This is a genomic window from Kitasatospora sp. NPDC048365, from assembly GCF_043200835.1.
Classification (GTDB): Bacteria; Actinomycetota; Actinomycetes; order Streptomycetales; family Streptomycetaceae; genus Kitasatospora; species Kitasatospora terrestris.
In genome coordinates this window covers 173,755-192,542 of record NZ_JBICYJ010000002.1, presented here as the reverse complement: position 1 = coordinate 192,542, position 18,788 = coordinate 173,755, and the positions used below count along the sequence as shown (strand labels likewise).

Here is an 18,788-nt window from a genome sequence, read left to right as displayed (position 1 = left end):
GTGGGCCTGGTGGATCGACTCGTTCACGCGGTGTTCCCTTCGGTTCCGCCGGCCTCCGACGTCCGCTCGTTGTACCACTGAAAGCGACCCAGGCCGCAGAGCCGGGGCGCCAGCCAGGCACCGTGGGAGCCCAGACCGGCTCGCTCGCTCGTGGAGTCGCTGCCCGCCACGCTCTCCACGCAGTCGATCCGAACCCCCGTGATCAGCGGTGGCCAGCCGGTCACCGTGGAATGCGCGCTGCGCCGCAGCAAGCGGTGGAGGTCGGTGCGGAACCGTTCCGAGACCTGGGCGATGTGTCTCCCGTCGACCACCACGGCGTACGGGGGAGACTGGTCCTCCGCGACGGGAATGCCGTGCAGCAGTACCAGCTCCACGGGCATGCCGGGTGCAATGTCTGCGCGAAGGTGTTTCATCAGCGTCAAGGGATCCTCGTGGAGTTCCTCCACCCCCGGGGGCTGCTCGTGGGAAACGTCGTCGCCGAGCACTTCAATGCCGTTGCGGGCCCAGGCGCTCCGTCCGCCCAGGTACCAGCGGTCCAGACGCTGGTCCTTGCGCACCATCCAGGAGCTGGGGGCGTCCAGCAGACAGAGGTCGTCGCGGGCACGGGTCATTGCCACGTAGAGCAGGCGTGCCTCCGCCGCCGGATCGTAGTCGTAGCGCTTCTTGGCCACACGTCGGGGCTCTTTCAGGACGGACGGCTCGACGACAAGAACCCGGTCGAACTCCAGGCCCTTCGCCCGATGGACGGTCGAGACGATCAGCGACGACGGCGGTGCGGCGGTGAGTTCGTCCGGCAGTCTGCGCTCGGCGAGTGCCCGGTGCAGCGCGGCCACGTCCACGGTCCCACGCATTCCTCGGGCGACGCTGCGGACCGACCGCCACAGCGACTCGGGCGTACTGGAGGCCGGCACGTCGGCATTGGCGAGCAGCTCGGAGAAACGCTCCTGGTTGAGGGCCGAGGCGTTCGTGGCGGTCAGCAACTCAGTGATCCACGTGGGAGCCGAGCGCTCGCGGGCGGATCGCTGCAGCGAGTGCGGGACGCCGGCCTCGGCAAGCCGGGCGGAGAGCGTCAGTGCCTGACCGTTGTCCCGGCACAGCACAGCCGTGCTGCCGGGGTAGTCACGCAACGCATCCTGCACGTACTCGAAGTCGAGGCTGCCGAAGTTCGGTGCCGAGAGAAGCAGCGCTCGCAGGTCACCGTGGATTCGCTCGGCCTCTCCTGCAGCCTCGGCCGGGTCGCGCGGCAGTCTTTGCAGCTGGGCACCGTACGGCAGGGCGACGCGGACGGCCTCGGACCGGGCGCGGAAGTTTCCACCGAGGTGCAGTTCGACCAGGTCGTCGCCGAAGCTGGCACGCACCCAGTCGAGGAACCGATCCGTCTCCTCGGCACGTTGTTCCGGGTCCGAGACCTGGAAGCCGTACACCGCCTGCGCGGAGTCGCCGACCACCGTGAAACCGCAGTTCTCCTGGAATCGGTCCAGCAGGGCCTCGACCATCTCCCGGCGGACCCCGACGAGGTCCTGGACCTCGTCGATCACCACATGGGCCGGAACTCCGTGTTCGCCGACCTCGACAGCGCCGCGGTCGATCGCCTCGATGGCTGCCTCGATGCGCCGGTCGAACGGGAGCGTGCCCCACTCCGTGTCGGGATAGGCCCGGGTCAGCAGCGCCGACGCCCATCCGTCGAAGGTCCGGACTCTCACGCGTCGAGCGGCAGAAGCGTGCCGCTCGATCCGTTCCGTCAACTCGCGGACGGCCGCCCGCGAGAAGCTGAGCACAAGAATCTCGCCGGCTTCCAGCTCCTCGCGTTCGACCAGCACATCGAGCCGGCGGACCAGCGTGTACGTCTTTCCGGCCCCTGCCCCGGCCGTCACCAGCACCCGGGCGTCCCAGGGCTGTTCCACCACGGCCTGTTGTTCGGCCGTCAACGGGTGCTCCCCGATCGACGAAGTCACCGCTGCTCACTCCACAGGTACTCGAAGTCGGTGAAGGCGAGCCTCTCACCGTAGTTGGTGACGTTGTCCCGCACGTTGAGGATCAGGCATGTGTCCTTGCCCCCGTTCTTCGGACCGCGGAGGCCTCGGCCGATCATCTGCTGGTAGATGTTCGCACTGTAGGTGGGCCGGGCGACCACCACGGCTCGGGTGGCCGGCGCGTCGAAGCCCTGAGTGAGCACGCCGTAGTTGGTGATCACCTGGATCTTTCCCTTGCGGAATGCGTCGACGCGCTGGCGACGCTCCGCAGTCGGGGTGTTCGCATCGATGGCAGCCGCACTGATGCCGCGGTCACCGAGCTTCGCGGCGAGGAATTTGGCATGGGCCACCGAGGTGGCGAAGACGAGGATGGGCCAGTCGGACGGCAGCCCGGCGATCTCGTCCACGATGCGCTGGTTGCGCTCGTGGTCGTCGGCGAGTCGCTGCTCCGCGCCCTTGGGCAGGATGGCGAACTTCTCCGACTGGGCGAGCTCGTCGACAGTCAGCGAGATCTCACCGCCCGCCAGCTCCCGGTGCCGCACCTCGGCGAGTACACCGAGACCCTGCAGCTGCTTGATTGCCTTCTCGAGATCGCCTTCGAACACATCGGTGTCGAGCCGCTCGCCGAAGCGCTGGACCAGCAGCCGGGTCAGTTCCTCGTTCCTCCGATACGGGGTCGCCGTGAGCCCGACCAGGTGACGACCGGTCCGGTGATGGGTCAGATCGAGGAGGGAGAAGAGCTCCGTGTAGCGCTGGGACATTGCGGTGTGTGCCTCGTCGACGACGACCAGCGAGCAGGTGTCCCGAAGCCAGGAATAGTCGTCCGTGCCCAGGCATCGTGCGAGCTTCGCATCGGTGGCGACGACCAGGTGCGGTCGGCCGTCCACCGGTGTCGCCTCGTTGGTGGACCACAGCCGGCTGATCACGAGCGGCAGTTCGGGGCCGACCTTCGACCAGACGAACTTCCAGCTCTGCACGGCCTGTTCGCACAGCTCCTCGGTCTGCGCGATCCACAGCACCGGGCCCGGAAGCTCGGCGCGGTCACGGATCCACCGGATCACACCTTCGGCGGTCACCCGGGTCTTGCCGCCGCCGGTCGGCATGCCGAGCATGCCGCGTCGGGGCATGGGACTCTCCAGCAGGTCGAGGAGCGCCTGCGCAAGCTGTTCCTGGTAGGGGTGCAGCGAAGGGAACTCCGAGGGGCCGTCGACCTCGAGCCGGGGTTCGAGTGAAGGGACTCGGGCGCCGGCGAAGGAATCGGGGAATCCGAGGTCGGCGACGAACCGAAGAGCCTTCTCGCTGCCGTTGAACGAGCTCGGGGCTCTGGTCGGGAACTCCAGGGAGAGGTCGCGGTCATGAACCCGGAGGATCGACTCGCCGTGGGCGTTGAAGGCCATTTCGGCGATTCGGCGAGCGTCCGGCTCGCCGCCTCGCTCGTTCAACTCGCTCTCCATGAGTCCCGGTGGCAGACCGCGCTTCAGCGCCTCCTCACCGATCAGCAATGCGATCTTGTCGATGACGCTCTCGCTCTCGCGCACCGTGCGCAGACGGGCCTGGAGCTGCTGATCCTGCTCCTGGCGATCCTGGAGTTCGAGCGCCTGGCGACAGCCGGCAGGTCCGAAGTTCCACTTGAACTCCTCGTCGGCGGCGAGCAGGACCTGCAGCCGGTCGAGGGAGTCCAGCACGTACAGGGTGTTCCCCTTGCGCGCGGCCTTCAACGGGATCCGCCGGCTACCCTCGGAGGTTCGTACGATCTGGTCGAGTTCGGAGCAGCGCTGGATCTTGAGGTTGTTCCCGTTGTTGCCGATGCGGGCGCGGACGGTGGTGAATTCGTCGACCACAGGCGTGGATGTGCCGATCCTGACAGGATCGATTTCTTTCGCGATTACATCCCCGACCTTCGACATGCCCCATTCCTCGACCATTGCCTTCGCGGTCGCGGCGTCGGACTTGTCGGCCACCAGGAGAGCAGGCAGTCGCTCTCGGACCAACTCGTTGTAGTCGGTGATGTTGGTGGCGACTGCGATGTCGGCGTCGGCCCGGCCCTCCCAGGTGTCCCCCACCCGGCAGCGGGTGAGGACACCCTCCGGAAACTCGAAGCCGACCCGGAGCAGAAGTGCATATGCGCGGCCGACGAATGCGTCGTCGTCGCTCTCCAGCACCCGGTCGAGCAACCTGCCCCAGCGTGCCGTCGGAACCTCGTCGGCGGTTGCGGGCATGCCCAGTTTCCGGGCGACCTCTGCTGGGACGCTCGCGACCGGAAGGACCGAGGCGTATTCCTTCAACTGGGGGCCGACAGCCTCCGGCACCCTGGTCAGGCCGAGGGAGGTGCTCACCCGGCCGTGCTTGTTGATCATCCATCGCAGCGGCGAGACGATCGCCCTGCGGGTGTTGGTCTGTGCGCCGTACTGGCTGCTCCAGTTCTGGACGATCCCCAATTCGGGAAGCGAGGCAACGAAGCCGGCCCGGCCTTCCTCCGACAGGACGCGGAGCAGATGGAGCGGACCTGCCGTCGGGGCTCCCTCGACCACAAGGCGGGCGAGACTCGGCCGGGGGGCGTTCGCCGGCAGGGTCCGGAGGTAGTCGTTGTGCACGAGCTCGCGGTACTCCTCGAACCACGGCTCACGTTCCGGTCGGTGACCGGAGCCGGGTCGGTCGGACACACCCAGGTCGCGAAGCACCGGTTGGTCACTGCCGTGGAAGCCGAGGTCGACGGCGATCGACTGGTCACGACTGCCGTCGCCGGGAACGACGGGACCGGGAAGGAGACAGTCCCGCAGCGGCCGAAAGCGACCGTCGACGGTACGTACGTGCAGGGTCTCCATGGGCTTCGGAACCTTGGCCCGGATCCGCTCGACCTGGGCGTTGCCGCCGGCGCTGCGCAGCAGCACCCAGAAGTTCGTCCAGGAGTGACTGTCGTAGTGGTCGAAGCCCTGGTCGAGAACGCCTTCGAACCGCCCCTGCGCATCGGCGACCCGGATTCCGATGGCGTGCAGGTGGCGCGCCATCTCGGGTCGGTCGGAGATTCGCGGGTCGACGTACACCATGTCGTCCCGCAGGGCGTCATCGGAGGTCCGGTGGAAGATCTCACCCGCGATCGGGGCCACCATTCCGTGCTCTTCGGTGAGCACGATCCGCGCCTTGCGGGCCTCCGCCGTCATGTCGGAGTCTCGGGGCAGCCGGCGGGACTGGTCGCTGAGGACCATCGAGGAGAGGATCTCGATGGCGTGGCAGGACGCCTCGGCGGTGCCGTCCGCGACCAGTGCCTCCAGCCACGTCCTGACGTCCTCGGGCTTCCGTCCCGCTGCGTCGAGGATGTGGTTCATCTTGCCGCGCCGGACCGCGTTGTCGGTGCCGTCGACCGAGGAGTGGACCCAGTCGACCGGTCGGCCGGGATACTCGGACCAGATGCGCAACCATTCCTTCTCGAGTCCGGCCGGGGCGACGAACAGGTCCCGGGGAACCTGCAGCTGGCCGTTCTGATCGGGCAGTGAAGGACGCTGCGCGGTCATCGCCCAGACCTGACGAAGGAAGTAGTCGTCCGCCCAGTTCAGCTTCTCCTTGCTTCGTCCCGGGAGTAGAGGAAGGTACGCGGCGGGGTCGTCGGTGGGCACCAGCTCGGGGAGCGTGTCGACCACGAGGCGGGCTGCAGCCTGAAGGAGCTCGAGATTGAACGCACTGCCGTCGAGGAGGTGCTGACGGTCCTCGTTGGTCTTCCAGGGTGCGTTGAGAATGCCGGTAAGAGAGATCTCGTACTTGGTGGGGAAAAACGCCCAGAATTCGCCCTTGCCGACGGGCACGGTGTAGTGACCGTTGCGGACGTCGTAGCTGGGTACGGCCCAGGAGATGTCGATCACGGGTCGGTCGTGCAGTTCGCCCGCAGTGTCACGCACCTCGGCAGTCGGTGAATGCGAGACCGAGAAGACCTTCCAGCTCTCGGTCGTCGACTTCGCGCCTCGTGTCACCTCCTTGAGGGTGCGGTCGGCACCATTGTTCTCGACCGAGATCTCGCGTCGGACCGGGGGCATGTTGCGATTGTCGAGCAGCAGAACCTGACCGACGTGCGAGGAGAACAGCTGGAAGCGGGACGGGAACGGCTTGATCTCCCTGCCGTCCCGATGCTTGTGGCCGGTGATGTCGTGACCGAGCCGATCTGCGGCGCCCGGCAGCAGCGGGAGCCGCACCACCGTGGTGGCCCAACGGAGAAGGCCGTCCAGCACGGCATCGTCGGCGCGCTCCTGCTCCACATCCAACGGGCGGGCCATCCGAAGGACCGGAGTGTCCATTTCCAGATCGCCATCGAGCCCGAGAGTCTGCGCGATCTCGGCTGCGGACCAGTCACGATCGAAGCCGAAGCTTCCGCTGCGGCTGAAGAACTGAGGGCTGTTGCTGACCGAGAGTACGGACTTGACCCCGACGCCGAACCGTCCGATCTGGCCGCCCCGCTTACGCGACACGCTCATGCGCAGGATCGTCTCCGCGCCCTGCGGAGTGACGGGAGAGCCCTCGTTCGCACAGTAGAGGTAGTCGTGCGTCAGCACGACATGGAGCTTTCCGCCGGGCGCCGCCGCGATCTCGTCGGCAGCGTTCTGCACGAGCTCGAACAACTGGCGCTCGCCGTAGCCGCCCTGGGTGATGCGACGTTCGTTGTTCGCGTGCTCCTGGACGAGCCCCGGATCGACCTTGTAGGTCTCGAGAACGACCGACGACTGGCGCAGCACGGTGGCAATGACGGGGGAGGTGGACGGGTCGGCGAACTGCCGGTCAGTCATGGAGCACCTGTTCTTGGGAAACCGGAACGAGAACGACAGGGAAGGGTGCCGGCGTATGCGAATGCCGGCACCCGGGTGCAACACGGCGAGATGGACGGTGTTCAGCCTCGGAACGTCACCACAATGGTCAGGACAAGGGATCCTCTGGAGGGCGTTCGACGGCACCTGGCGCACCCGTAGGTGGACCGGTGCCCCCGGGGAGCGCTGTTGGCGCGCGGCGTGTGAGGCCGTCGGGTCGAGCGTCCACGCCGGGCGAAACGCTCGTGCCGGTGCGGCCGGACAGTGTTACGAACGTTCGGCGAGGTCACCGTCTCGCGGCGCTGGCCCTGGAGTTCTCTTCGCCAGTAGTCCAGCTCGTCGAAACTCAGACAGTGCTTCGCAAGGTAGTTCAGTCGAGCCTCCGGGCCTCTCAGCTCGTCGAAGCTCCGGATGTGGCGGGCCATGCGGGTTCTGTACGTCACGATTCCCCTCCGTATACAGACACACTTCTCCCGGAAGTGGGAGCTGTCGTTCGCAACACGCTTTCCCAAAGGGAGAGTTGACAACCTTCGGCCCCCCGACCCTAGTGCGCTTGGCCACCCCATGTCCATCGGGTTCGAGATAGTGTGAACATAACGCTTTGATTGCGCTGCGGTCTCGCTCGAGTTGCATTGTCGACATTGCGCTTTTTCATCCAGTCATGCTGGCGCTCGAAGCGGGGTGGGGCGTCAAGCAAAATTTGACAACTGGAGAAGCGTCAATTTTCGCTGCTACTCTATGGTCACAGAGCCCTCCCGAGGGTTGAGCCAAGAAGGACCGGAAGAGGGGGCAATGGAGGACAGCGAGCACTTCGGTGTCTGGCTCGGGCGGCAGCTGCGTCGCAGCGGCATGTCGCAGGCCGAGCTCGCCGATAAGTTGGACCTGACCCGTGCGGCGGTGTCGGCCTGGGTCACCGGCAGGGCTCACCCCCGCCCCGAGCTGCTTCCGAGGATCGCGGCGCTTCTCGGCACCGACCTGGCCACCGTCGTCACCAGGGAAACCGACGCGGGTGCGGCGAGGCCGATCAAGTGGCATCACAGGCGTGCGCATCCGGACGGTGGTCGTGAGTACGGAAACGCTGCCGCCTTTGCCTTCGACGCAAACCTGGCGGTGCTGGCCCGCGAGGCCACACAGAACAGCCTGGACGAGCGGCGCGACACGGGTCGCCCGGTGCGGGTGCGCTTCACTCTGCACGAGTTGACCGGCGAGCAGCTGAACAGGTTCTTGGACGCGTTGAAGTGGGGCGACATCGAACCCCATTACGAGGCGGCGGCGGGGTCGCGGCAGAAGGTTGGCCGGGTCCTGGCGGAAGGGTTGCGGCTACTTAGGGAAGAGTCCTCGCTCCTGCTCCTCCGCGTCGACGACTACAACGCGGCCGGGCTCACAGGCCCGGAGTACGGGGATGGTCGGTTCGCCGCGGTGGTGCGTCGGCAGCTCGACAGTCACAAGGTCGATGACCGGGCGGGGGGTTCGTACGGTCTCGGAAAAGCAACCCTGTGGGCCGCGAGCCGACTCGGCCTGGTGCTGATCAACAGCACACTGTCGGAGAGTCACGAGGGTCGTACGGCGCGTCGTGTCGTGGGACGCCTCGATCTTCCGTGGCGGGAGGTCGACGAGGTCGCGTACGCCGGTCCGGCTTGGCTGGGGGAGCCGGACACGGAGAAGGAGCACGAAGGCGTCTCACGCTCCTGGTGGGCCGATGAGAAGACTGTCGCGGACCTGCGCCTCGACCGGGACAGTGACGATCCGGGCACCTCGTTCCTGATCGTCGGCGCCCATGACGCGACCGGGAACAGCAGCACGCTCCACGAGATGCACGAGGCCCTGGGCGCCGCACTGGCCGACAACTTCTGGGCCGCCATGACGTCGGGTCGGTCGACCCCGGCGATCCTGGAGGCCTCGGTGTGCGCGCTGAGGAACGGCGAGACTGTCATCTCGGAACGCCGTGTGGACCCGAGAGATCGTCACCCGGGCCTTACCCGTGCCCTCCAGGCCCACCTCGACGGGGAGACCGTGGACGAGCTAACGGCCGCGGATCAGGTCGCGTCGGCCGAAGTGATGCTGGAAGTCCCCGCACTCCGCTCCGCAGGGCGCAAGGCAGAGGGCAACGTCCACCATGCTGTCCTCCTGGTAACGCCCGCCGACGACACGGATTCGGAGCACAGCCGCATCGTGTGCATGCGTGGCAGCCGCATGACTGTGACCGCCCGCCGCCCACGCAATCTCGGGTTGGGGGTGGACCCCTTCCAAGCCGTCCTGCTCGCCGGCTTCGCGACGGGTGACGACGGCGACGCGGTCCACGCAGCCGAAGCCTTCCTTCGTGCAGCCGAACCACCTGAGCACGACCGTTGGGGCGCCACGGAAGAGCTCACTGCCACCTACCCGAATGCGCCGAAGAGGCTCTCCGACTTCAACTCGGCCATGGACGCGGCCCTGCGTGCGATCGTCGGGCGCCGTTCGGTCCAACAGCAGTCGACCGGCCCCGAGGCGCTCCGGAATCTGTTGCGCCTCGACCATCCCACGCCCGGTGGTGCGAGCCGCCGCGCTGATGGGTATCCGTCTGTGGACCGGGTCACGGGACGGATCGATGCTTCAGGAGCCTGGACACTCGATGTAATCCTGAAGGTTCCGCAGCGCGAGGATCCGTGGCATCTGCTCCCGGTCGCCAAGTTCGACGTGCGTTCAGGTAGTCGGCCGGCACTCCGATGGGCGGAATTGTCGGCCCGGGAAAACTGCCGGATCGTCGACGGCACCGTCGTCGTCTCGCCCGACGTCCGTTCCGCCAGGTTCAGCGGTGTCACTGCCGTAGCCAGTCATCCGGTCCCCGCTGCACTGTCCGGTGTGATCGTCGACATCCGCCATGCACAGGAGGCCTCGGCGTGACCACCGTCTATCCCTATCCGACTCTCGTCGGACGCATCGATGTCGATATTCGGCAGGCGAGCATCGATGGAAGGGCGCTTCCCTTCTCCCTCATCTCTCAACGGGAACATGTCGTCGCCCTCGACAGGGTGGAGCGCGACGACTGGGACGAGTGCATCCTCGAGCTCGAGGTGACGCTTCCCAACAACGAACTTGCCGATGGTCCGTGGGCGGCCGTGTCCTGTGTGGCCGTCCTGACGGAAGGAGCCACGAACACGCGAGTCGTCACCCGCCTCGAGCGTCGTCGCGATGAGCAGCACTGGCGCGGGGAGGTACAGATTCGACGGTCTCTGCATCTCGCACGCCCCGTCCTCCACGTCAGTGCAGTCGGTAGCTACGGAGGGATCGACGGTCGCATCATCGGGACCAGCGACGAACCGTGGATCGTGGACTTCTTCGGGCGCGCGGCTCTCAGGCAGAGAGAAGTGGAGATTGTGGAGGAGGACTTCCGCGATGGCCCCCAGGAGTGGCTCCGACCGTTCAAGGACGCGCCATGGCTCGTCGAGACCTCCGGAGAGATGCCGACCGTTCTGCTCAACAAGTCCTTCGAGGGACTTTCCGCACTGCTCAACGGAGCTCGCGGTCCCCTCGAGAAGGCTGCGGCCGGCATGGTGGCTGCCCAGATAGCCGGCGAGGCGTGGACAGCGATGTTCCATTCGGCGCTGGGTGACCTCGATCTGGACGAGGATGGATTGCCTCAACTCCCGGGTGGATGGCGGGAACCCGTCCTTCGAGCAATGCTCCCGGACGTCTTTCCCGGACTTCCGATCGCGGACGCCCTGGCCGAGGCCTGCAGCCGGCGGAGCGAAGGACACGGCTGGGCGGAACTTCAGTCCCGGATCCAATTCGCCGCAGCGCGGCGTGCTCAGATCCCCAGGAATCTGACTACGGTCGTCCGCTCGGTCTCTCGTTCGCAGGAAGGTGCAACCCGTTGAACCCGTATGGAGTCGATGTCCCGGATCGGCTCGCCCTCCTCCCCACCGCACTCGCATCCAAGTACTTGACCGGCGCTGTGCGGGCTGGTCGGGAGCGTCTGCCGCAGGTGGCGATCCTTCGTGCGAGCACGCCTGTCGGGGGCGACTCGGCCCGATGGAGCGTCGCGCCATTTCGGGAGATTGTCGATGAGGCGATGCGGAGGTTCGCGGACTCGCGGACCGAGGCGGATGCCTGGCTGGCGCCACGGCTTCATGCGACGCTTCGTATGGTAAGAGCCGATGCTGCGCGTCCCGACCTCTGGAATTTCCTCGCTCTTGCTGTTGCTCCCGACTACGTCCTGTGGCGCCACCTCGCGGGCGGCGAGGCGAAGGACGGTGCGGCGAAGAAGGTCAACTCCGCCCGGTTTGTGGGGCCTCACTACAGTCAGGCCTTTGCCCGGCTCTGGTGGGCCGCCGAGATGTTCCGGGACGGGCACGACTACCGACCGGCAGAGCGCGCGTGTGGAAATCAGGACATGCTGAACACCGCACTGCGCCTGGATGCCATCGATCACAAGCCCACTGCTCTGGCGATGGTCCGGATCCTGGAAGGGCTCGCCGCATCGGGCGCCTCTCGTCTTGGCGACCGTGTCAATGCACTCTGCACTGCCGTGAATTCCGTTGGTAGCACAGTCATGTACGACGTGGTCGCACCGGATGAAATGCCTGACCAGGACGCGGTGACCAGGTGGGTCGACGAAGCGGAAACGGCACCTGCAGTACCGCTGGACCGACTCCCGGACGGTCCCGGTGACGGCACCGCTCGTCGTTCCTCCGTGGACCGTCTCACGCGGATGTTCCAAGAGCTTTGCGCTGCAGCGCCATTGCGTGACCGTAGCCCGACAGCCCACGCTCACGACGACTGAGAGGGTCCCTGGTGGGCCCGCACGGGTCGGGCCCACCAGGAACACACCTCAGCCCTGAGCGGACTGCGTTCCGTCGGACGGCCGGGGAGACTCCCAGTTCGCCAGCCGCTTCAGTGCAGCTTCGATCTCTTCGCTGCCGAAGTCGAGTGCGGCAGCGAGAACGTGCACACCGAGGCGGGGCGGGATCGCGTTGCCGATCTGCTGGGCCACCGCTTTTCCGGACCACGGATAGTTCGCCGGAAAGGTCTGCAGCTGGCCTGCCTGGTGATCGAGGAAGCGAGTGAAGTCTTCCGGGCGCGGTGAGACCAGATCCGAACGCACCACCCGATTCCGGGAGATCTTTCCGGTGACGGTGAACGCCGGCTCGCCCGAGCTGCGAACACCGCGGGCCTTGGGGTCACCGCCGGTGCCGTAGTTGGAGACAACCTTGAACGGCCATCCGAGGTCGACAACCTCCCCCATGGCCACCCACGGGTCACGGCCGTTGCTGCTGCCCGGCCGAGGCGCCCCCTTGTGGAAGCGATGGTGTGTCGGCGTGGGGAGCTCCACCTGGCGGTGCAGCGCCGTACCTTCGTCGGAGAGCCGGCGGGCGATCAGGATGGCCCGGCGGCGCGTCTGCGGAACGCCGAACTCTTCGGTGTGCAGAACAGCGCATTTCGCCGAATAGTTGAGTTCCTCGAGGATCCTCTTGTACTCCTCCCAGACGGGGAGTACGGCAGGTACCTGTTCCAGCACGATCGCCTGGTAGGGGTCACCCGATCTGATGGCCTGGAGCGCCCAACGCAGTGGCTCGAGGACCAGGCCGGTACGAGGATCGTCCTGTTCGGCGAGTTCCGCCCGGACGTCGTCGCCCTTGGCCATCCGCCGGGCGAAGGTGATCACCTGGTCCAGTGCACGCCGCCCGCTGCCGCTGCCCGCAACCGTGAAGGTCTGGCACGGTGGCCCACCTGCCAGGATCGTGGCGCTCGAGAAGCGCTCAGGGCAGTACTCGCGGACATCGCCCTCTTGGGTCGCGAGGCCGGCAGCTTTGCGGGTGGCATTCGCATCGCCGTCCCACTCGACTCCGGTGACCGGAATGAGCAGAGCCTGGGCGGCCATGTCAAGTCCGCCCGGGCCGGCGAATAGATCAACTATTTCGTGGGCGGCGTCGGAGGCGGGCGAGTGCATGCGGAGATCTTAGCTGGCCAGCGCGCCGGCGATCGCACGACCTACGGCAGTGGCCAGAGGTGGCGGCATTGCATGTCCGATCTGTCGGTATGCGGCTGTTTTGCGACCATAAATGATCCAGTCCTCGGGGATGGACTGGATCATGGCGGCCTGGTGCACGCTGAGCCTCGGAATGCCGTCGACGGGAAAGTCGGCGGCCGGGAAGTCGTCGGCGAGGTTGGTTCCATCAATACCGATCGTCGCCCATGCTCGCTTGCTGCCGGTCGGACCGAGGTCTGCGCCGCCGCGCCGGGCGGAGCCGCCGATCAGAGCGGGCGCCGGCCGGTCGGCCCGCTCGGCCCAGAGTGCGGCGCCCGGCCAGCCGCGAATGGCCATGGAGTCGCCAAGTGTTTCACCGACAGTGACGACAGCTCGACCGCCCGGCTCGGGCCAGACGAAATCGGTGTGATGGGAGGCGGCCAGTGCAACAAGGAAGCCACTTCTGCGGTTCTGGGGAACCCCGAAGTCAGCGGCGTTCAGGACCTTCCAGGACGGCCGGTAGCCGGCATGCGCGAGTTCGTCCTCGATCCAGGAGCGGTCCTCCGCGTACTCGTCCTTCTCGACCAGGTCCGGGACGTTCTCCAGAAGCAAGGCCTTCGGGCGGACGGCGGTCGCCAGCCAGATCGCCGCGCGGAGGAGCTTGCGCTCAGTCTCGTCCTCCGCTCGGCGAACGGCTGCTGCGGACCGGACCCGGGGCAGGCCGCCGCTGAGCAGATCGACGTCGTAGGTCTCGGGATGATCGGCCGGGTCGAAATCGAGGACGTCCTCGCAACGGACCTGCCAGTTTCGGCGATTCTGGTTGATCGTCCTGCAAGCGTACTCGTTGTTGTCGATCAGCATCACAGGGTCGAAACCGGCACGCTCCAGGCCGAGCGCCTGCGCACCGGCCCCGGAGCAGATCTCCAGCGACGAGAACCTTCGGGCGTCCAAGCTCCACCTCCGTGCGTGCACAACACCCGCTCGGGCCAAGAGTAGATGTCGGGGCCGGCAGTCGATCCCGGATCAGTGAAGGTCGGGTGCGGCCGGGCGGCCAGCACGAGCCGATTGCTTTGCACGGACGCTGTCCCGCACCTTGCAGGCCACCTCGTCGGCTGTCTCGTGTTCCCAGAACCTGAGCACCGTCCAACCGTCGGTGGTGAGGTGCTCGGTGGTCTCCAGGTCGCGGGCCGTGTTGCGGTCGAGCTTGGTGCGCCACCAGGTGGCGTTGGCCTTCGGGCTGGTGGCGTGCTCGGGGCAGCCGTGCCAGAAGCAGCCGTCGAGGAAGACGGCGACCCGGGGGCCACGGAAGAGGATGTCGACCGTCCGCCGGGGCATGCCGGGCACCGGTGCGTTGACCCGGTAGCGGAGCCCCCAGCCGAACAACAGCCGTCGTACGGCCAGCTCCTGGGCGGTGTCGCGGGAGGCCTGGCGGCTCATCCGGGCTGCCACGGAGGGCGACGAGGCGGCGGGTGACGGCGAGGTGGACGGCATACCGCCAGTATCGCGCCGGGGACCGACACTCAGCCGGCGGTGGTGAGGGAGGTGCCGAGGGGGGTGCGGGTGTAGAGGACGCTGCGGCCGTGGCGGGTGCGGGTGAGGAGGCCGGCGGCGGTGAGGGCGGTGAGGTGGCGGTTGACGGCGCCGGGGGTGACGCCGAGGCGGTGGGCGAGTTCGGTGGTGGAGGCGGGGGCGGTGAGGAGGGTGAGGAGGCGGGCGCGGGGTGCGCCGATGAGGTTGGCGAGGGGGGAGGCGGGGACGGGGACGGCGGAGAGGTTCTCGGCCATGGTGGCCTTGCCGCGGGCCGGGTAGGTGAGCAGGGGCGGCCCGCCCTGGGTGATGTCGGTCTGGGCGCCGAGTGCGAAGAGGGTGGGCATCAGGACCATGCCGCGGCCGGCGACCTCGATGGTGGTGCCGAGGGCCTGGACGGTGGGATCGGGGTCGTGCAGGCGCAGGACGCCGCCGCGCCAGGAGAGCCGGTGGTCGAGGTCGGCGAAGAGGGCTTCGGCGCCGTGTTCGGAGAGGATCCGGCCGCGGTGGGCGATGTCGGCTTCCAGGACGGAGCGGGCGCGGGGCCACCAGGCGGGGGCGAGGCAGCGGGTCCAGTAGGCGTGCAGGACGTCGACGACGCGGGCGAGGAGGGTGGCCGGGTCGTCGAGGAGGGTGCGCAGGACGGGCGGCGGGGGGCTGCCGTCGCCGGCGTAGGCGGCGAGGACGTCGGCGCGTACGGTGCGCAGGTCGGTGGCGGCGAGGACGGCGAGTTCGGCGGCGAAGTCGGGGTGCGGGCCGGGCGGACGGGGTGTCAGGAAGTCGGGGACCCAGCGGCGCGGGGTGACCAGGGCTTCGAGCAGCGTGGTGTCGAGGGTCCGGTACGCGGGCTGCCAGCGGGCGATCCACGGCTGCTGCTCGGGGTACGTGGTGGTACCGGAGCGGGCCCGCAGGCTGAGGACGGCCTCCTGCAGCGGCGAGTAGGCGAACCAGGTGGTCGCGAGGTCGTCGACACCGAACCGGAACTCGAACATTGACCCCAACGGTAAAAGGATTCCGTCCGGTTGGGAACACCGCTGTGCTGGGCGCATGACATCGACCGCGGCGCCCGTGCGCGCCCGCCGCCTGCTGCCCGCCGACCCGCTGCTGCGCCGGCTGGTGCTGATGAGCCTGGTGAACACGGTCGGCAACGGGCTGTTCTACACGGTGAGCGTGCTGTACTTCACCCGTTCGATCGGGCTGACCCCGGGTCAGGTGGCGCTCGGGCTGACCGCGGCCGGGGTCTGCGGGATGTGCGCGGGCGTGCCGATGGGACGGCTGGCGGACCGGGTGGGGAGCCGGCGGCTGCTGCTGGTGGTGGGGCCGCTGGAGGCGGTCGCGGTGCTGGGGTACGCGCTGGTGGATTCGTGGGCCGGGTTCGTGGCGCTGGCGTGCGTGGCGACGGTGCTGGAGCGCGGGGCGGTGGCGGTGCGCAGCGCGCTGATCGCCCGGGTGCTGCCGGCGGAGGACCAGGTGCGTTCGCGGGCGCTGCTGCGGTCGGTGATGAACGCGGGCCTGGTGGTCGGCGGCGCGGGTGCGGCCTTCGCGCTGCAGGCGGACACGTACGCCGGGTACGTCACGGTGATGGTGCTGGACGCGGTGAGCTTCCTCGGTGCGGCGGCGCTGCTGGTGGGGCTGCCGGTGGCGGAGGGCGGGAGCACGGGGAAGGCGCGGCCGGGGCGGCGGACGGCGCTCGCGGACCGGCGCTTCCTGACGGTGACGGCTCTGCACGCCGTGCTGGAGCTGCAGTTCGCGATGCTGGAGATCGGGATCCCGCTGTGGATCGCGCTGCACACCGGGGCGCCGCGGGCGCTGATCGCGGCGGTGGGCGGGGTCAACTGCCTGGTGGTGGTGCTGTTCCAGGTCCGGGCCAGCCGGGGGGTGACGGACGTGCGGAGCGCGGCGCGGGCGTGTGCCCGGGGCGGGGTGCTGCTGGCGGTGGCGTGCCTGGTGTACGCGGCGGCGGGCGGCCGGTCGGCGCTGGTGGCGTCGGTGGTGATGCTGGCGGGGGTGCTGCTGCACAGCCTCGCGGAGCTGCTCACCTCGGCGGGCGGCTGGACGCTCAGCCTGGACCTGGCGCAGCCGGAGCGGCACGGCGAGTACCAGGGGGTGTTCATGAGCGGTCAGGCGGCCTCGCACGTGATCGGCCCGCTGGTGGTGACGGCGACGGCGCTGGGGCACGGGGTGGCCGGCTGGGCGCTGCTGGGCGGGATCATGGCGTTCGGCGGTCTGGCGATGCCGGCGGTGGCGCGCCGCAAGGAGGCCCCGACGCGGGGGTGAGCCGCGAGGCGGGGGTAGGCCCCGACGCAGGCGTTGTTCGGACGCCGGCGTCGGTTCGCGCGCCCCACGGGGGTGGGCGCGTGCAGCAGCCTCGGACTCACGACGTGGGTCCGGGGCTGCGTCTGCGCGGGTGGCTCACATGCCGGTGCAGGTGTGGAGCGGGTGGTCCAGGCCGCCGAGGGCGTCGGCCAGGCTCCAGCCGGTGACCACGAGGAGGAGCGCGGCCGTGCCGAGGAGCAGCGCCGCCGCCACCGTCGGGGCGGTGCCCGGGCGGGTGGTGGGGCGGAGCAGCCGGACGGCGCCGACCGCCGCCGCGATCTCCAGCAGGGGTGCCGCTCCCAGTGCCGCCCAGGTCGCGACCGTCACGGGGGCGGCCTGCAGGCAGTGGTTGAGCCGTCGGGGTATCGCGTCCAGGTAGGCGTCGTGCCCGTACTTGGCGCAGGCCCAGCCGAGCGCGGCAGCTAGGAAGGCCAGGGCGACGGCCGGGGCGAGCCGTCGGCCCGATGGTGTCGTCTCGTTCATCTCAGTACCAGTTCGGTTCGACCCGGACGTAGCGGATCTTCTGCCGGCCCTCGGACTGCGCCTCGTGGCCGGACCGTCCGTCCATGCTGACGTTCTTCCGCGAGTCGTTGTGCTGGCTGTACCGGATGTCGCCGTCCGGGGTGACCGCGGTGACGACGGCGGTGTGGTGGATGTTGCCGGGCGTGAGGTCGGGGTTGAGGTCGTTGTCGTCCTCCAGGAAGACCAGGTCGCCCGGCTTGACCTCGCCGGGCGGGACCTCGCGGCCGCCGTTTCCGACCATGAAGTCGTGCAGGTTCTGCGCGCCGCCCCAGGCGTGGCTGTGCTGTTGGCCGATGATGCCGAGGCCGAGCCAGCCGGGGTCGCGGCCGCGGTTCCAGGCGTCGCCTTCGAGGGTCCAGTCGCCCTTCATGCGGACGCCGGACTGGAACAGCGCCTCGGAGGCGAAGTTGGTGCAGTTGTTCTCGTCGTCGAAGTCGCCGGAGTCGTCGTTCCAGTGGGCCAGCACCCATTCGACCATCTTCACGCGGTCCCACTTGCGTCCCGGGCCGCCGCGCAGGTCCTCCTTGACCGCGTCCGGGATGCCGGGCAGGCCGGCGAGCCTCACCGGTTCGGCCAGCTCCAGTTGCTTCTGCTGCTCCGGGGTGAGCGAGGCCCACCAGCGGGCGACCAGCGCGGGGTCCTTGCCGTCCGGTATGTCGCCGGCGAGCATGTCGAGTTGGATCTGCGAGGCCTCGCCCTGGAATTGGTCGAGCGCCTTCTCGGGGTCGGTCTCGCAGGTGGCGGCGCCGAGCTTGCGCAGTTCGGCGGAGGCCAGGTCGTCGGCCTGGCGGGCCTCCCGGAGGGCTTCCTTGATGAGGTCCGACACCTCGTTCATGTGCGTGAGGCTGTCGCCGGTGACCTCGCCGGTCGTCGAGACGGTCCCGTTGCCGTCGACCTCCAGCCGGTACGCCGAGGCGAGTTCGAGTGCGCGGGTGAGTGCCTGCTGGGCGTACTCCAGGGAGGAGGCCAGGCCGTCGACGACCATCGCCACGCCGCGGGTGATGTCGGCGCCGGATTCCAGGATGTCGGCCTGCTCGCCCAGTTTCTTGCCGGCGGCCTGGCCGACCTTGTCCTGCCAGTCGTCCTTGAGCGGGCCGATCCCGTTGGCGTGCAGGTCGTTGACGGCCTGCCAGGACTCCTTGGAGAGCGCCACCCAGCCTGCGGCGGCGCGGCGCAGCGAGGCGGGGTCGGCCTTGCGGAGGGTTGCGAAGTCGACCACGTCAGGCACCTCCGCCGAGGTCGCCGACGGCGAGGTTCAGCCGGCGCACCGACTCCTGCTCGGCGGTGTCGTACGAGTGCGCGGACTGGCGCAATTGGTCGGCGTAGGTGTGCAGTTGCTGGACGACCGCGCTCATGTGGGTCTGCCAGTTGTCGGCGCACTCGCGCAGCGCGGGACCGGAGGCGAATCCGGAGTGGGTGGAGGCGGCGGTCAGGCTGTCGTCCAGCCAGTGGCCGGCGCGGGCGTCCAGCCGGGTGGAGGTCCCGCGGACGGCGTCGGCGGCGGTGTGCAGGCCTGCCGGACGGATGTGGATGTCGTACATGGATTCCCCGTTCCTGCCGTGTGATCGGCGACGGGGAGGACGATCACCGCACCGATCCGGTTCCAGGCAACGGCGGGAGGCGGGCGTGCAGCAGCCCCGGACCCTCGCCGTGGGTCCGGGGCTGTGCCTCCGCAGGCCCGCCGGTGAGCAGGATGGGCCGCGGAGTCCGGGT

At 68.5% G+C, this 18,788-nt stretch carries 13 protein-coding genes; 4 read left to right on the top strand and 9 right to left on the bottom strand.

Annotated features, from left to right (window positions below; translation table 11 throughout):
* Nucleotides 1-23: 23 nt before the first annotated feature.
* Nucleotides 24-1,955, bottom strand: coding sequence for a UvrD-helicase domain-containing protein (locus tag ACGFX4_RS02630; protein WP_393069604.1), 1,932 nt, complete (start codon nt 1,953-1,955; stop codon nt 24-26).
* The gene (locus ACGFX4_RS02625; RefSeq protein ID WP_393069603.1) at nt 1,952-6,745 is read right to left on the bottom strand and encodes a DEAD/DEAH box helicase; all 4,794 of its coding nucleotides are present in this window, start codon (nt 6,743-6,745) and stop codon (nt 1,952-1,954) included. Before ACGFX4_RS02625 ends, ACGFX4_RS02630 begins: the two co-directional genes overlap by 4 nt.
* Before the next feature lie 810 nt (nt 6,746-7,555).
* Here ACGFX4_RS02625 and ACGFX4_RS02620 point away from each other — a divergent pair.
* From ACGFX4_RS02620 to ACGFX4_RS02610, 3 genes are all read left to right on the top strand, one after another.
* Nucleotides 7,556-9,646: a helix-turn-helix transcriptional regulator gene (locus ACGFX4_RS02620; protein ID WP_393069602.1), complete on the top strand. Its 2,091-nt coding sequence runs from the start codon at nt 7,556-7,558 to the stop codon at nt 9,644-9,646.
* Nucleotides 9,643-10,620: a hypothetical protein gene (locus tag ACGFX4_RS02615; protein WP_393069600.1), complete on the top strand. Its 978-nt coding sequence runs from the start codon at nt 9,643-9,645 to the stop codon at nt 10,618-10,620. Before ACGFX4_RS02620 ends, ACGFX4_RS02615 begins: the two co-directional genes overlap by 4 nt.
* A gap of 107 nt (nt 10,621-10,727) precedes the next feature.
* Nucleotides 10,728-11,525: a DUF6339 family protein gene (locus tag ACGFX4_RS02610; RefSeq protein WP_393069598.1), complete on the top strand. Its 798-nt coding sequence runs from the start codon at nt 10,728-10,730 to the stop codon at nt 11,523-11,525.
* A gap of 48 nt (nt 11,526-11,573) precedes the next feature.
* On the opposite strand, the gene ACGFX4_RS02605 is transcribed toward ACGFX4_RS02610, so the two are convergent.
* From ACGFX4_RS02605 to ACGFX4_RS02590, 4 genes are all read right to left on the bottom strand, one after another.
* Nucleotides 11,574-12,692 carry a DNA cytosine methyltransferase gene (locus tag ACGFX4_RS02605; RefSeq protein ID WP_393069597.1) on the bottom strand — a complete coding sequence of 373 codons (1,119 nt, stop codon included), beginning with the start codon at nt 12,690-12,692 and terminating at the stop codon, nt 11,574-11,576.
* 9 nt (nt 12,693-12,701) lie between these two features.
* Entirely contained in the window at nt 12,702-13,661 is a 960-nt protein-coding gene (locus ACGFX4_RS02600; RefSeq protein ID WP_393069595.1) for a DNA cytosine methyltransferase, read from the bottom strand.
* A 72-nt stretch (nt 13,662-13,733) separates the two neighbouring features.
* Nucleotides 13,734-14,201 carry a very short patch repair endonuclease gene (locus ACGFX4_RS02595; RefSeq protein ID WP_393069593.1) on the bottom strand — a complete coding sequence of 156 codons (468 nt, stop codon included), beginning with the start codon at nt 14,199-14,201 and terminating at the stop codon, nt 13,734-13,736.
* A 29-nt stretch (nt 14,202-14,230) separates the two neighbouring features.
* Nucleotides 14,231-15,229 (bottom strand): helix-turn-helix domain-containing protein, encoded by a 999-nt coding sequence (locus ACGFX4_RS02590; RefSeq protein WP_393069591.1) that lies wholly within the window; start codon nt 15,227-15,229, stop codon nt 14,231-14,233.
* Between the two features lie 55 nt (nt 15,230-15,284).
* On the opposite strand from ACGFX4_RS02590, the gene ACGFX4_RS02585 reads away from it, so the two are divergent.
* Complete coding sequence (locus ACGFX4_RS02585; RefSeq protein ID WP_393069590.1) at nt 15,285-16,514, top strand: MFS transporter; 1,230 nt, start codon at nt 15,285-15,287, stop codon at nt 16,512-16,514.
* Nucleotides 16,515-16,649: 135 nt separating this feature from the next.
* Here ACGFX4_RS02585 and ACGFX4_RS02580 read toward each other — a convergent pair whose 3' ends face one another.
* The 3 genes from ACGFX4_RS02580 to ACGFX4_RS02570 are packed head-to-tail and all read right to left on the bottom strand — an operon-like array spanning nt 16,650 to nt 18,616.
* Entirely contained in the window at nt 16,650-17,036 is a 387-nt protein-coding gene (locus tag ACGFX4_RS02580; protein ID WP_393069588.1) for a hypothetical protein, read from the bottom strand.
* 1 nt (nt 17,037) lies between these two features.
* Entirely contained in the window at nt 17,038-18,294 is a 1,257-nt protein-coding gene (locus tag ACGFX4_RS02575; protein ID WP_393069587.1) for an amidase domain-containing protein, read from the bottom strand.
* A gap of 1 nt (nt 18,295) precedes the next feature.
* Nucleotides 18,296-18,616: a WXG100 family type VII secretion target gene (locus ACGFX4_RS02570; RefSeq protein ID WP_393069585.1), complete on the bottom strand. Its 321-nt coding sequence runs from the start codon at nt 18,614-18,616 to the stop codon at nt 18,296-18,298.
* Nucleotides 18,617-18,788 lie beyond the last annotated feature (172 nt).

Excerpts from the sequence above, each read along its gene's own strand:
- ACGFX4_RS02580 (WP_393069588.1), bottom strand. The coding sequence starts at position 17,036 with ATGAACGAGACGACACCATCGGGCCGACGGCTCGCCCCGGCCGTCGCC.
- ACGFX4_RS02605 (WP_393069597.1), bottom strand. The coding sequence starts at position 12,692 with ATGCACTCGCCCGCCTCCGACGCCGCCCACGAAATAGTTGATCTATTC.
- ACGFX4_RS02585 (WP_393069590.1), top strand. The coding sequence starts at position 15,285 with ATGACATCGACCGCGGCGCCCGTGCGCGCCCGCCGCCTGCTGCCCGCC.
- ACGFX4_RS02590 (WP_393069591.1), bottom strand. The coding sequence starts at position 15,229 with ATGTTCGAGTTCCGGTTCGGTGTCGACGACCTCGCGACCACCTGGTTC.
- ACGFX4_RS02620 (WP_393069602.1), top strand. The coding sequence starts at position 7,556 with ATGGAGGACAGCGAGCACTTCGGTGTCTGGCTCGGGCGGCAGCTGCGT.
- ACGFX4_RS02625 (WP_393069603.1), bottom strand. The coding sequence starts at position 6,745 with ATGACTGACCGGCAGTTCGCCGACCCGTCCACCTCCCCCGTCATTGCC.
- ACGFX4_RS02570 (WP_393069585.1), bottom strand. The coding sequence starts at position 18,616 with ATGTACGACATCCACATCCGTCCGGCAGGCCTGCACACCGCCGCCGAC.
- ACGFX4_RS02595 (WP_393069593.1), bottom strand. The coding sequence starts at position 14,201 with ATGCCGTCCACCTCGCCGTCACCCGCCGCCTCGTCGCCCTCCGTGGCA.